The following is a 12,415-nucleotide window of genomic DNA, read 5'->3' as shown; positions in this document are numbered from 1 at the left end:
CAGCTTCCAATGACAACCAGGGGTGTCGTACGATTTGTGCGGCACCCCTGGCACCTTTCCTACCATTTCAGGATTGCAAGAGAATTAAGGAGGAAATCTCACCGCCTCCTCAATCACACAATTCACGCCAACGGCAGGCAATCGACCATGCCGGACATGCACCATTGAGGATTACCAAATGCGCTACAGGAACAAGGTCACCTTCTCGACATCCATCGCAATGGTCGCAGCAATGATGGCTGCCGCCGTCTACTTCCTGTTCTTTGATTCTGGTGCACCAAAAGACGTCTGGGAGGCATCCCTAGCCCTGTCCCTGCCGTGCGGGGTGAGCTGGATACTTGTTCGCATCGGCATCACGCCGTTCATTGAATGGAGTGACACCAAAGTCACGGTGTGCAACCCTCTCTTCACATACCGTGCAGGACTGGACGCCGTGCGCCTGCTCGGCAGAGAGGGCAGGGGCGGCGCAATCGAGCTAGAAGGAATCGGGGTGGTGATGCCGTGGTCCATGACACGTTCCATCTTCGACGGCAAAAGAGCAAGCGGGTCCCGGCGGGATCTCAGGCATGCAGTACTTCGGGCACAGAAGACCGTTGAAGCGGGCGAAAGAATCCCGGCAACGAGAAGCCTTCGCTACGGATGGTTCGACATACTCATCGTCCCGATGCTGGCGGCTTTCGTCTGGGCTTTCTTGCCTTGAGGGCTTCCGTATGAGTCTTCCAAACGCAAACATTCAGCCCGCGTGCACTGGGTGATGCTTTCGGGCGTGTGATGACGGCCGGTGACCATTGCGGTCATCGGTCGGCCGGGGGTGAGGTCCCCCGAGATGCGGGGAAAGGTGACAGCCGGTCAGACCAGGGCTGCGGATGGCAGCCAGCTTCTGCCTCTGAACCTGGATCGGGGCCGCGCCAGACGCGAAGGTGATGTCGCTGGTCGCCGAAATGCTCGCAAGGACGGACAGCATCGACGACACCGACGTGCTGCGGCACGGCGCGATGCGCCGGGCCTTCGCCCGCAATCCGCGCGCCTGGAGGCGCAAACCTGTACGGCTATCCGGTGATCCAGCCAGTCAGTACGACCTCGACGGCAAAGCAAGGACTCAGAAATGAGTGACACGCCTGAGCTCTGGAAAGTAGTCATCGCCATGGAGGCCACAGCGGAGCAGAAGGACGCCCTCGTTGACCGCTTCGTCGACGCCATCTGTCCAGATCCGAACCACGACGGTTGGTGTGATACGCCGTGGGCTCTTCGCGTCACCGAAGGTGCCTCGCTCAGCGCAAATAGACAGGAGAGGCTTCGAGACGAGATCAAGGACGCCATGGACGGCTGAGCCTCAACGGCAGTCCCCGAGTCGGCAATCAGTCCGCACACAGTCCGCAGGACACCCGATCGAGACCGTCGTACCCCATCGCCAGCAATCGATAAAGGGCCAGGTCAGCGACCCACCAGGAAGATCTCCGCAGGTCACCGACCTGGCCCATTACTAGGAGACCAAGAAGGCTTGATCCCGGCTCGGGCCGCCCGACCCTCACTTGCGTGGGTCGAATCGCCCACCCCGACCGCACCCGGTCCGCTGGCCGCCGAACACGGCGTCCATGGCAGACCGGGTGCGGTCTTCTGCGTACCGGCACGGGTGGGCGTGGATCCGCGGCGTGATGACGGCGCGAAGGAACGCCGGCGAACCCCCGAGCTCGTCGTGCTCGCCCCCGACCGGGTCGGCGACATCGCCTGCGCCGCCCTGGCCCTCGTCCTCGCCCTCGTCCTCAACGAAGTCCGGAAGTGATAAACGTTGAGAAATGCACTGGCCGACCCAGGCCCTCACGGACCAACATGACACGTATGAGCGACACACCTGCACGCTGGAGCCGGGCAACCATCTACCCCGACATGTGGGCCGACCCGGACGACGATCCCCGCGACAACGAAGGAGTCAGCCCGGACGGCGAGTTGGCGACGCTGCAGGACTTCCTGACGAACTACCGCATGACCCTGCGGCTGAAGTGCCAGGGCCTGGACGCGGAGCAACTGGCCCGTCGGTCGGTACCTCCGTCGACGATGTCGCTGCTCGGCCTGGTTCGGCATCTCGCCGAGGTGGAACGGGACTGGCGCAACTGGATCAGCGACGGCGATCCGCTGCCGAAGCTGTACGGCAAGCGTGACGCGGACTTCGACGGCGCTGTCGCCGAGCAGGCCGAGGTCGACACCGCGTACTGCGACCTGGAGCGCGAGCAGGCCGCGACCGACGCCGCACTGGCCGAGCACCCGGATCTGGGGGAGCGTGTGGGGAAGGACGGAATTGCGGTGCGGGAGCTGATGGTTCACAGGATCGAGGAGTACGCCCGTCACTGTGGGCACGCCGACCTGTTGCGCGAGCGCATCGATGGCAGGGTGGGCCAGTGAGGCCCTCTCAGCGAGGATCGTTTCCCCTGCCTGTCGAGGACGAGGGCGGGGCTCCTGCACCTGTTCTGTGACGACGCGACTGGAATCCCCAGCGGCTTCAAGGAAGAGCCGGCCCTCGTGGACGGCTGCGTGCTCACCGACCACATCAGCTGACGCCGCCGGGCCGTTCGGCATGCAGGCAGGCGTGAGGCGCGCCTGGTTGTCGCCGGCCGGGTGGACTTTCTTACTCAGGCCGCCGCAGGAGCGTCCAAGGGCCTGGCGGTCCGGTTCGGAACGTCCGGGAGCCCCCTTTCCCCGGCTCCGGCGGCGTGCTCGTGAGCCCGCCGGTCCGCGGGCCGCCGGGCGCGGCGTCCATGACGGACCGGGGAGTGGTCTTCTTCGTACGGTCGCAGGTGGGCTGAGCGCCACTCAGGTGCGACGGGGCCTCAGGAGGAGGGAAGACAGCGCGGTGACAGCGGCGAACGCGGCGAGAGTGCCAAGGGAGAGCAGCGCGCCGGGGCGGTCGTCGATACGGTCGATGCCGTGGCCGACGGTGGCGAACCAGCCGAGGATGCCCACGAGCACCATCAGGTAGACGCGTCGCTCGCGCAGCAGTCGCATGCCGGCCCAGAGGACGACCGGCATGGCGATCACGGTGTTGAGGACCGCCATCGTGAACGCCTGACCATCCGAGAAGGCCACGGCCTCCCCCATGTTCTCCGACGCCTGGCTCCACAAGGACACGGACAACCCATCGGACAGAAGCAGATGGGATATGGCCGTGGCGATCACTGTCACGATCAAGGCCTTGCCGACCCGTCGGCCGAATGGGGAAGCGTCCATGGCCACACGGTAGACGCCTCTCCAGGACGATCGGACAGCGACCCTGGGCATCGGGAATCGTTCGACCGGGTTCGAAGTCGGTGGCAGGTACGCGGCGTTGCCGAAGCGCCGGATGCGACTGCCGCCGGGCGGCTGCGCGTTGCGCGAGGGGGCGCACCAAGGGCGGCACCGGGAACAGCCCGGAGGGTCGGACCGTCCGAGCCGATCGCACGGGATCGGCCGAGCGGCTGCGGGGCCGGCGGGATGCGAACCCGCGGACGGGGAGGGCACGTCCGCCCGAACCCCCTCAGTCGGCGTGCGGAGGACCTTCCGCACGCCGATTGCAGTGGGCCGCTCTGCCACGGCTCCCACAACCTGCGGGACTGCGCGGTCCCGTTCCGAGGAGCGTAGGGTCAACACCCTTAGGATATCCGCCATTTGTCCGATGCGGGGGCGGGACCGGTCTCCGCCGTCACCAGGAGCCTGCCGCTCCGCGTCCGGACCGGGGGCGGTCGCGCCGGTCCGCTTCCCAGCTGCGATGCTGTCGGTCACCGTCCATGCAGCCACCGTCGTCGTGCGCTCCGGCGGTCGCTCTCGCCGCACCCACCGGGACCATATGGAGCCGGACGGTACTGATTGCCCTCTTCGTACGCGGAGGACGGGATCGGTCCCGGCCCGGACCGGACGCGCGCCGATCCGCGACTGCCGGCCGCCGACCGGGGTGTCGCCGATACCCCAAATGTGACCGACGAGTTTCCGGGACGGGATCAGTCGGTATGGGTGGACATGCGCGCAGGACGGACAGACATGCGCTCACGACAGGAGACAGCGATGACCACCGAGGGCTTCACCACATGTCTGTGGTTCGACGGGCAGGCCGAGGAGGCGGCGGAGTACTATCTCTCGGTCTTCAGGAACTCCCGCCTCGGCAGGATCGGCCGCTACACCGAAGCGGGTCCCGGGCCCGCAGGGTCGGCGATGGCGGTCGAGTTCGAGCTCAACGGCCAGAAATTCGTGGGGCTGAACGGGGGACCGCAGTTCACCTTCAACGAGTCCATCTCGTTCCAGATCCACTGCGCGGACCAGGACGAGGTGGACTACTACTGGAGCAGTCTGACCGACGGGGGCGAAGAGGGGCCCTGCGGCTGGCTGAAGGACAGGTACGGCATCTCCTGGCAGGTCGTCCCCGAGGCGCTGATCGATCTGATCGGCGACCGGGACGCGACGAAGGCCGCCCGGACCACCGCGGCGATGATGGCCATGAAGAAGCTGGACATCGCCGCGCTGCGGAGAGCGCACGACGAGGGCTGACAGGTCGGAGAAGCCGGACGGAGACCGATCCGTCCGGCGTCCTCGCGCCACCGCGGGGGCCCACGCAGCAGGTCCGTGTCACCGCGGAGGCGTCCCGTGTCACCGCCGCGAACCGGCCCTCGCCCGACGGGGGCCGAGGAAGGCACCTGCCAGCAGCGCGCCGGCCAGAACCAGGGCCGAGTCGACCAGGATCGCGACCGAGACGCCCGACAGGACGCCCTCGGGGCCGGTGTCGCCGAGGGCGGACATCCGGGCGGTGGCGACGGCGCTCATCAGCGGGATGCCCATCGTGATGCCGACCTGCTGGGTCATGGTGGCGAGGCCGGTGGCCAGGCCCTGTTCCTCATCGGGGAGTCCGGAGGTCGCGGTGACCATGAAGCCGACGATCATCAGCATGTTGCCGATGCCGCCGATGAACGTGGCCACCAGCAGGAGCCAGATCCAGGCCCCCGATGTCCCGAGCGCCACCAGGGAAAGTGTGGCGGCGGCCTGGATGACGCCTCCCGTGGCGATGGTCGTCCGGCTGCCGAACCGGCCGACCGCGCGGCCGCCGGACGCGCCCCCGATCACGGTGCCGATGCCCAGGACGCCGAAGGCGAGACCGGTGGCGAGCGGTGAGTAGCCGAGAACCTCCTGCAGATAGAGGGTGAGCAGGAAGACCAGTGAGGTCTCGGTGACGAAGGCGATCAGACCGGCGGTGTTGCCCCAGATGACACTGCTCTGCTTCAGGATGCGTACGGGAACCAGCGGCGCGGTGGCCCTCTTCTCCACGTGCCAGAAGCCGACGAGGAGCACGAGACCCGCGAGGAGTGCGGCCAGGGTGGTGGGCGTGGTCCAGCCTGACTCGCCTGCCTGGGTCAGTCCGTAGACGAGCAGGAGCAGTCCGCCGGTGACGGTCACGGCTCCGGGGATGTCGAGCCGGGGGCGGTGCGCGGGGCGCGAGTCGGTGATGACGGCGGGGGCGAGAGCCACCACCAGGGCAGCCACCGGCACGTTGATGAAGAAGGCCCAGCGCCAGGAGAGCAGATCGGTGAGCAGGCCGCCGAGGATGGCCCCGGCGGTGAATCCGGCGGACATCAGAGCGCCGTTGAGGCCCAGCGCGCGTTCCCGCAGTGGGCCTTCCTTGAAGGCCGTGGTCAGCAGGGCGAGTCCGGCCGGGGTGACCGCGGCCGTGGCGAGGCCCTGCAACACCCGTGCGGCGAGCAGGACTTCGGGCGAGGTGGCGAGTCCACCCAGGGCGGAGGAGAGACCGAGGACGACCATGCCGCCCAGGAACAGCCGCTTGCGGCCGACGAGGTCGGCGACGCGGCCGAACAACAGGGTGAATCCGGCGGCGGCGAGCGCGAACGCGGTCGCGATCCACTGCAGGTGGGAGAGGGAGAAGCCGAGGCCCTCGCCGACGGCCGGCAGCGCGACGTTCAGGATCGAGAAGTCCACGGCGATCATGAACTGGGCGCCGAGGAGGAGAGTCAGGACGAGCTTCTGCCGCCCGGTCATATGGATCCCCGAGGGCGGGGCGGCCGGAGCGGCGGCGTCGATGACATCGGTGACATCGTCAGTACCGGCGACGTCGGTGGCATCGTCAACGCCAGTGGCGTCGGATGATGGCGCATGGCTGGGTGCGGACATGACGGCCCTTCCTCGATGGGAGGCGTAACGGAACTCAGGTTCCGTTAAGATGAATGTCACCGTAACAGAGTCGGACCAACTAATGGAACTGGAGACCCGTTATGACGCCCGAGGATGCGGAACCCGGCACCGTCCGACCCGGCGGCCGTACCGCCCGGGTCCGCGAATCCGTCCTGCGGGCCGCGGGCGACGCCCTGGCCGAGCACGGCTTCGACCGCCTGGACCTCGCCGATGTCGCGCGCCGCGCGGAAGTCGGCAAGACCACCGTCTACCGGCGCTGGTCCACGCCCACCGGCCTGATCGCGGACCTCCTCCACGACATGGCCGAGCAGTCCTCACCCCGCACGGACACGGGTTCCTTGGCCGGGGACCTCAGGGCCAACGCCCGGCTGGTGGTCACCACCCTCAGCGATCCGCGGCAGGGCGCCCTGTTCAAGTCCGTGATCGCCGCGGCGACCTGCGACCCGCGCACCTCGGAGGCGCTGCACCGCTTCTACGCGATCCGTGTCAAGGAGTGGTCCGGCTGCGTCACCGACGCCGTCGGGCGCGGCGAGCTGCCCTCGGGCACGGACCCGGACGAGGTGATCCGCGCCGTGTCGGCCCCTCTCTACTACCGGCTGCTGGCCAGCGGCGACCCGCTCGACGAGGCGGCGGCGGACCGCGCCGCCGAAGCCGCGGTCGCGGCGGCGCGGGCGGGCGCATACGTGAGGTGAGGGGCCCGGACCCCCGCCTCCGCCCCCAGGAGAAAAGTAGCTCTGTGTGATGATCAGGCAGTTCCATCCGCCTCGGCAAGGACACGGCAGACGGTGGCGACCGAGGGGTGCTCGCCTTTGTCCTTGCCGGACGGGATGACAGGTTTGCGGGCGATCTCGGGGACGGGGACGCCGTTGGCCCGCAGGGTGCGGGCGTAGGCGTTCATGTCATCGTCGAAGACCTTGGCCCGCCCGCTGTACCGACCGCGCTCGCGGGCGGAGGCTCGGCTTTCGAGGGACTTCTCCCGGATGCACTCGCGTTCGGACTCGGCCACGCCGGCGAAGAAGGCGAACAGGGCGGCGCCGCGCCCGGACGGGTCGTAGCCGCCTTGGAGCGGGCCAGTGAGGAGTTCGAGCCGGATGTCATAGTGCCGCAGGTCCTCGGCGATGGTGAGGAGTTCGGCGGCGCCGCGGCCGAGGCGCCGCAGCTCGCGGACGGTGAGGATCACCCGCTGGTGGGCCACGGTGTGCCAGAGAAGGTTGACCGGTCGCGTGTCGGCGCGTGCGGACAGCCAGTGATCCGATCGGCTTCGGTGATCCGGCGGAGGACGGCCAGGCAGCAGTGGCGGGTGAACCGCCGCGGGTTCGATGGGGTGTCCGCCCGCCCCGGGGCGGTACGCCTGTACCGCGTGGCGTGAAGCTCCGTACAGCCGGGGGCCTCGGCGATGCCGTGGGCCTGTCGGCGGCGACCAGCAACAACTGGGGTCCACTCGCACAGCACCCCAGGAGGGCTTCGCTATCGTGCGTCGCGCAGCTTGAGAATGTATGTCGCGGTAAGCGCAACGGCACGGTCTTCGTCAAGTGACAGATCTGCGAGGGCACGTGACGTCGCGATCCCCGGGATGTCCGCGAGCGCCTGTGTCAGCCGTAGACGTGCAGACGATCCCATGGTGCTGTTATCGAGGCAGTCGATGAGCCCAGTAGCGATCTGATCCGCCGACGCGGGATCACTCGCCAGTGTGCTCAGTGCGTCGGCGGCGTCGGCGTCGTTCCTCTCCTCGACGATCATGTCGATGAGCGTCGGGACCGCGTCGGCTACCCCACGTGCCCCGAGCGCCAGAGCCGCGTACCTGCGGACCACGATGTCGGGGTTCGTGAGGGCGTCCTGCAGCAGTGCGGTCGCCTGAGCGCTCGGAATCTCGGCGATGGACCGGACGGCACGTTTCCGCACCTCGGCCGCTGGTGAGCCGAGGCCCTCCGCCAGCAGTGCCGGCCCGTCCTCGCCCGATTGCGCCAGAGCCCAACGAAGGGCTCCGGCCACGTTCGGGTCCGACTCGCTCAGCACGGCCTCGACCAGTGCTTCCACCGGCACGGGGACTTCCTCGACCGCGGACAGGGCCGCGCGCTGCCGCGCCCCCGCGCTCGTCGACCCCAACGCTTGGAGGAGCGCGACGATCTGGAGGACGTCCTCCCAGCCGGTGGGTTCCGCGGCACCGATCCGACGGAGTCGCGTGAGCAGTTCCGTCTCCGCTGCGATGCGGTCTCGCGTCTGGCGGATGAGGTCGTCGACGAGCCCCGCGGGTGCGAAGCCGGGGTCGTCGAGCGCGCGCCTGACGTCGTGCAGCGACAGCCCCAATGACCGCAGGCTCTCGATGTGGAAGATTCGCCGGATGTTCGCGCTGGAGTACTCCCGATAGCCGGAGCCGGTACGACCCGTCGGCCGCACCAGGCCGAGCGATTCGTAATGCCTGAGCATGCGGGCGCTGACCCCGGCCCGTCGCGCGACATCACCGATCAACACTGCCTACCGCCCCTCCTGGCCGGCCCCGCCGAGGGCTGCGATGCGCTTCGCCTCCTCGATCGCGAACTCGAATCCGGCATCCGGGTCGCGCCACAGCCGTTCCGTGGCGATCGCGTGCGCGCGCACGCGAGGGTCGAGATCCGTCGTCGCGGCGCCCAGCGCCGGCAACATCACCTCCCCGAGCGCGATCAGCGCCCGGCTGAGACTCAGCTGCGTCTCGCGTTCGCCGCGCCCGAGCTGCGTCGCCAACACTACGGCCAACTCGTGCTCCTCACCTTCGGGCACGAGCACGACCGCTGCCCGCCAGGCGCTCCGGGCCACCTCGTCGTCGGCGTCGGACAGCAGCGCCGGTGTGATCGCCGGCCACGCTTGCCGATCCCCGATCTTGGACAGCGTGTGCAACGCCTGGCTCCGTGCCTGCGCACGCTCCGAGCGGACTTCGCCGAGAAGCCCCGGGATCGTCATCGATGCCGCGTGGCGGGTGAGCGCCCACGTCAGCATTTCGCGCACGTGGAACTCGGGTTCGATCGCGCATCGCTCAATGAGCTTGCCGATGAACCCCGGGGCCGGGGTCGAGCCGACCGCCAGCGCTGCCTGCAGCCGGACCGACGAGCTGTTGTTCTCCAGCCCCTGGAGAACGCGCATCGTGTTCGTGTCCTCTTTCGGCATGGCCATGAGGACCACCTCCTTGGCTGCAGTGAAGACCTTGTCACTGTGTCAAGGTCAAGCGGAGCCAGGCCGGGAGAGGGCCAGGCACCCTCGGCCCACCGAGTCCGGTGCCGGCAACCGCCCGGCGCACACCTCGTCCGGCCGCTCGATGGTGCGGGCACAGAACGCCATTCCGCCCGTGCCTGGGCCGCATTCACGACGCGCTCGATCCGGCCCGGCCGCTCGACACTCACCTGACTACCCGAAAGCCACCCCGCTGGTTACTTTTCCCCTGAGGACAGAGGTAGGAGTCCGGAGCCGTGAGAGACCGTCAGCCGGCCACGTGAGCGCGCAGACGTGCCGCCCAGGGGTGGTCGGCGCTGTGGGCCAGAGCGATCGCCCCGGTCAGCCAGCAGGTCTGGTCCGAGGTGAGGGCCGGCAGCACAGCCGCGAAGTCCTGCTCGTCCTTGGGGCGCGGGGACTTGGCCTTGTACAGGAGCTGCACCTCGGGAGAGAGGTACGGGACGCCGTCCTTCGAGGTCCGGCCGAGCCGGTCCAGCGGGAGGCGGATGCGGGGGTCGCGGCGGAACAGCCAGTCGGCCCCCTCCGCGTCGTCGAGCATGAGCTGGACGCGCCAGGGCTCGGCGGGTCCGGGGCGGCACCAGATGTCGTGGACGTGCGGCGGCAGCACCTCGCCCGGGAGCCAGGGGCGCAGGGTGCCGGGCGGATCGGCGGCCCACCAATCCCAGCCCGCCAGGATGCGCTGGGCGGTGAGCTGATCACGGCGCAGCAGGAGTACGTCGATGTCGCCGTGGTCCCGGAAGGTGTGGCCCACGGCGAGCTCGATCGCGTAGCCGCCCGCGATCCACCAGGGGACGCGCACCGGAGCGAACAGGCGGGCGGCCTCGTCGAGCGGGGGCGGGTCCCAAGGGCCCCACGGGGTGTCCGTACGCATGCCCGCCCGCTCTCCCTCCCGCGGTGGCGCCCGCCGTGCGCCCGGTCCGCCGGAGCTCAGTCCGTCTTCAGCAGATGCCGGTAGCTTTCCGGATTCTCCCTGAGATACATGGCCAGGCTCGTCGCGGGGTGCCCGGTGAGGTGCGGCACGGCGTCCGAGACCGTGGACATCTCGCCGGCGGCGATGGCCTCGTACGACGTCACCCAGCCGGCCACCTCCCAGTCCTCGGCACCGTACCGAGCCCGTGAGGCATAGGCCTCCTCGCGGGTCTCCGGTACATAGGTGACGGTCCGTCCGGCGGCCCGGCCGATCTCCTCGGCCGCTTCGGCGAGGGTGAACGCCTCGGGGCCCGTGAGGTCGTACGTGACCCCGTCGTGGCGGGTGCCGTCGGTCTCGGTGTCGGCCAGCAGCACGGCGGTCGCGGCGTCCGCGATGTCCTCGTGTCCCACCGCCGCCACCCGGCCGTCGCCGCCCGGACCGCGCAGCACCCCGTCGGCGCCGGTCATCGCCGGGAGCCCCGCGAGGTACAGGTTGTCGCGCAGGAAGGTGTATCGGACCTCGGCGACCCGGATGTGCGCCTCGGTGTGCCAGTGGTCCCGGGCGAAGGTGAACGTCGCTTCCGGCGCGGCGCCGACGAAGGAGAGGTACACGATGCGTCCGACGCCCGCGGCGACCGCCGCGTCCACGGCCGTCGTGTGCCGGCGCACCCGGTCGGGGCTCTCGTGCGCCGATACGAGGAACAGGGTGTGCGCCCCGGCGAGGGCGCGGCGCATGGCCTCCCCGTCGCCGTAGGGGGCGGGCGGCGCGGCGACGGCGCCGGGCAGCTCCGGCAGCCGGGACGGGTCGCGGCCGAGGAGTCGCACGGGCACTCCGGCCCGTGCGAGGCGCCGTGCGACACGGCCGCCGACCGCACCGCTCGCGCCGGTGACGGCGACGATGGGAGTACCGGCGCGCTCCGGGCCGGTGCGACCCGTGGGGCCGGTGGGGGGTGCGGGGGTCATACGGGGTCGCCTTCCTTGCGGAGCCAGGGGCGCACCTCCACGACCGCGTCCACCGGGACGGGGCCGTAGATGTGCGGGAACTCCTCGCCGCCGGGCGCGACGGACTCGTACCGTACGGGTGCCGGGAGCCGGGCGGGGTCGATGACGAGGACCACCAGATCCTGGTCTCCGGCCCCGGCCCGGCTCCCGGCGCCGTACAGCATCTCGGCCACGCCGTCGAGCTGGTGCGGCAACGAGCAATGGATGAAGCCCTCTTCGTGCAGGGTGCGGCCGCGGGTGGACATCTCGTACGTCCCGATCCCGCGGGCCGCCTCCCACAAGGGGCGTTCGGTGAGGTGCAGCAGCAGTTCGGCCATGGGCCAAAGCTAAGGGCTGCCCCGCAATCCGTGGTGGATCAGCGCGCGGCGTCAGATGCGGTGCATCGCAAGGCGGAGGGACGTCCGCATACTGAATGCATGCGGACATTCCGACAACGGGGCGAGGTGCCGTAGCTGTCGTCGCGCGCCCGCCAGGGATTACGGGACGACCCTTAGCCGCGTCGACGCGCCCTGCGGGCGATCAGCGTGGCCGCCGATCCGGCCGCGAGGAGAACCGCCGCGATACCGCCGAGAATCCATTCGCCGCCCGAGGAACCCGTGTTCGAAAGCGAGCCTCGGTGCCCCGGGTCCTCCGACCACTCGTGGTCAGGCTTGTCCGGCCACTCGTGATCGGGCTTGTGCGACCACTCATGACCGGGCTTGTGCGACCACTCGTGATCGGGCTTGTCCGGCCCCTCATGACCCGGCTTGTGCGACCACTCATGACCGGGCTTGTCCGGCCCCTCATGACCCGGCTTGTCCGGCCCCTCGTGATCGGGCTTCTGCGAACACTCGTGGCCGGGCTTGTCCGGCCCCTCGTGGCCAGGCTTGTGCGACCACTCATGACCCGGCTTGTCCGGCCCCTCATGGCCGGGCCTGTGCGACCACTCGTGATCGGGCTTCTGCGAACACTCGTGGCCAGGCTTCTGCGACCCCTCGTGGCCGGGCTTGTCCGGCCCCTCATGACCCGGCTTGTGCGACCCCTCGTGGCCGGGCTTGTCCGGCCCCTCATGACCCGGCTTCTGCGACCCCTCGTGGCCCGGCTTGTCCGGCCCCTCGTGGCCCGGCTTGTCCGGCCCCTCATGGCCCGGCTTGTCCGG

General features: G+C 69.4%; 15 protein-coding genes, 1 tRNA gene and 1 pseudogene. 7 read left to right on the top strand and 10 right to left on the bottom strand.

The features are described 5' to 3' along the window. Positions 1 to 178: 178 nt before the first annotated feature. From ACZ68L_RS14120 to ACZ68L_RS14100, 5 genes are all read left to right on the top strand, one after another. On the top strand, positions 179 to 700 hold the full coding sequence (locus ACZ68L_RS14120; RefSeq protein ID WP_469576966.1) for a hypothetical protein: 522 nt from the start codon (positions 179 to 181) through the stop codon (positions 698 to 700). 223 nt (positions 701 to 923) lie between these two features. After that, entirely contained in the window at positions 924 to 1,109 is a 186-nt protein-coding gene (locus tag ACZ68L_RS14115; protein ID WP_469576965.1) for a hypothetical protein, read from the top strand. Continuing rightward, positions 1,106 to 1,330 (top strand): hypothetical protein, encoded by a 225-nt coding sequence (locus ACZ68L_RS14110; protein WP_469576964.1) that lies wholly within the window; start codon positions 1,106 to 1,108, stop codon positions 1,328 to 1,330. Before ACZ68L_RS14115 ends, ACZ68L_RS14110 begins: the two co-directional genes overlap by 4 nt. A gap of 171 nt (positions 1,331 to 1,501) precedes the next feature. Next, complete coding sequence (locus tag ACZ68L_RS14105; RefSeq protein ID WP_469576963.1) at positions 1,502 to 1,783, top strand: hypothetical protein; 282 nt, start codon at positions 1,502 to 1,504, stop codon at positions 1,781 to 1,783. 47 nt (positions 1,784 to 1,830) lie between these two features. Continuing rightward, positions 1,831 to 2,400 (top strand): DinB family protein, encoded by a 570-nt coding sequence (locus tag ACZ68L_RS14100; protein ID WP_469576962.1) that lies wholly within the window; start codon positions 1,831 to 1,833, stop codon positions 2,398 to 2,400. A gap of 408 nt (positions 2,401 to 2,808) precedes the next feature. Here ACZ68L_RS14100 and ACZ68L_RS14095 read toward each other — a convergent pair whose 3' ends face one another. Both ACZ68L_RS14095 and ACZ68L_RS14090 read right to left on the bottom strand, forming a co-directional pair. Continuing rightward, on the bottom strand, positions 2,809 to 3,222 hold the full coding sequence (locus ACZ68L_RS14095; protein ID WP_469576961.1) for a hypothetical protein: 414 nt from the start codon (positions 3,220 to 3,222) through the stop codon (positions 2,809 to 2,811). Positions 3,223 to 3,452: 230 nt separating this feature from the next. Continuing rightward, positions 3,453 to 3,571 (bottom strand) — tRNA-OTHER (locus ACZ68L_RS14090). Positions 3,572 to 4,032: 461 nt separating this feature from the next. On the opposite strand from ACZ68L_RS14090, the gene ACZ68L_RS14085 reads away from it, so the two are divergent. Next, complete coding sequence (locus tag ACZ68L_RS14085; protein WP_469576960.1) at positions 4,033 to 4,512, top strand: VOC family protein; 480 nt, start codon at positions 4,033 to 4,035, stop codon at positions 4,510 to 4,512. Positions 4,513 to 4,611: 99 nt separating this feature from the next. On the opposite strand, the gene ACZ68L_RS14080 is transcribed toward ACZ68L_RS14085, so the two are convergent. Continuing rightward, positions 4,612 to 6,141: an MFS transporter gene (locus ACZ68L_RS14080; protein WP_469576959.1), complete on the bottom strand. Its 1,530-nt coding sequence runs from the start codon at positions 6,139 to 6,141 to the stop codon at positions 4,612 to 4,614. A gap of 101 nt (positions 6,142 to 6,242) precedes the next feature. Here ACZ68L_RS14080 and ACZ68L_RS14075 point away from each other — a divergent pair, with 101 nt between their 5' ends. Beyond that, positions 6,243 to 6,854, top strand: a complete 612-nt coding sequence (locus tag ACZ68L_RS14075) for a TetR/AcrR family transcriptional regulator (RefSeq protein WP_469576957.1) — start codon at positions 6,243 to 6,245, stop codon at positions 6,852 to 6,854. Between the two features lie 53 nt (positions 6,855 to 6,907). On the opposite strand, the gene ACZ68L_RS14070 is transcribed toward ACZ68L_RS14075, so the two are convergent. The 7 genes and pseudogenes from ACZ68L_RS14070 to ACZ68L_RS14040 form a co-directional block, all read right to left on the bottom strand. Continuing rightward, positions 6,908 to 7,603 carry a recombinase family protein gene (locus ACZ68L_RS14070; protein WP_469577247.1) on the bottom strand — a complete coding sequence of 232 codons (696 nt, stop codon included), beginning with the start codon at positions 7,601 to 7,603 and terminating at the stop codon, positions 6,908 to 6,910. 26 nt (positions 7,604 to 7,629) lie between these two features. Continuing rightward, complete coding sequence (locus tag ACZ68L_RS14065) at positions 7,630 to 8,634, bottom strand: MerR family transcriptional regulator (RefSeq protein WP_469576956.1); 1,005 nt, start codon at positions 8,632 to 8,634, stop codon at positions 7,630 to 7,632. Between the two features lie 3 nt (positions 8,635 to 8,637). After that, a complete protein-coding gene (locus tag ACZ68L_RS14060; RefSeq protein ID WP_469576955.1) occupies positions 8,638 to 9,309 on the bottom strand; it encodes a HEAT repeat domain-containing protein in 672 nt (223 codons plus the stop codon). A 304-nt stretch (positions 9,310 to 9,613) separates the two neighbouring features. After that, the gene (locus ACZ68L_RS14055; protein ID WP_469576954.1) at positions 9,614 to 10,237 is read right to left on the bottom strand and encodes a nucleotidyltransferase domain-containing protein; all 624 of its coding nucleotides are present in this window, start codon (positions 10,235 to 10,237) and stop codon (positions 9,614 to 9,616) included. A 56-nt stretch (positions 10,238 to 10,293) separates the two neighbouring features. Further along, on the bottom strand, positions 10,294 to 11,238 hold the full coding sequence (locus ACZ68L_RS14050) for an NmrA family NAD(P)-binding protein (RefSeq protein WP_469576952.1): 945 nt from the start codon (positions 11,236 to 11,238) through the stop codon (positions 10,294 to 10,296). Beyond that, on the bottom strand, positions 11,235 to 11,594 hold the full coding sequence (locus ACZ68L_RS14045; protein ID WP_469576950.1) for a DUF952 domain-containing protein: 360 nt from the start codon (positions 11,592 to 11,594) through the stop codon (positions 11,235 to 11,237). The genes ACZ68L_RS14050 and ACZ68L_RS14045 overlap by 4 nt, the downstream gene beginning before the upstream one ends. A gap of 173 nt (positions 11,595 to 11,767) precedes the next feature. Beyond that, positions 11,768 to 12,415: pseudogene (locus ACZ68L_RS14040) on the bottom strand (hypothetical protein); the annotation flags it as partial.

The sequence above is a fragment of the Streptomyces sp. NPDC104309 genome, assembly GCF_055584025.1.
Note: the sequence above shows the minus strand (reverse complement) of the source record. Positions and strands in the feature narration are given on the sequence as shown.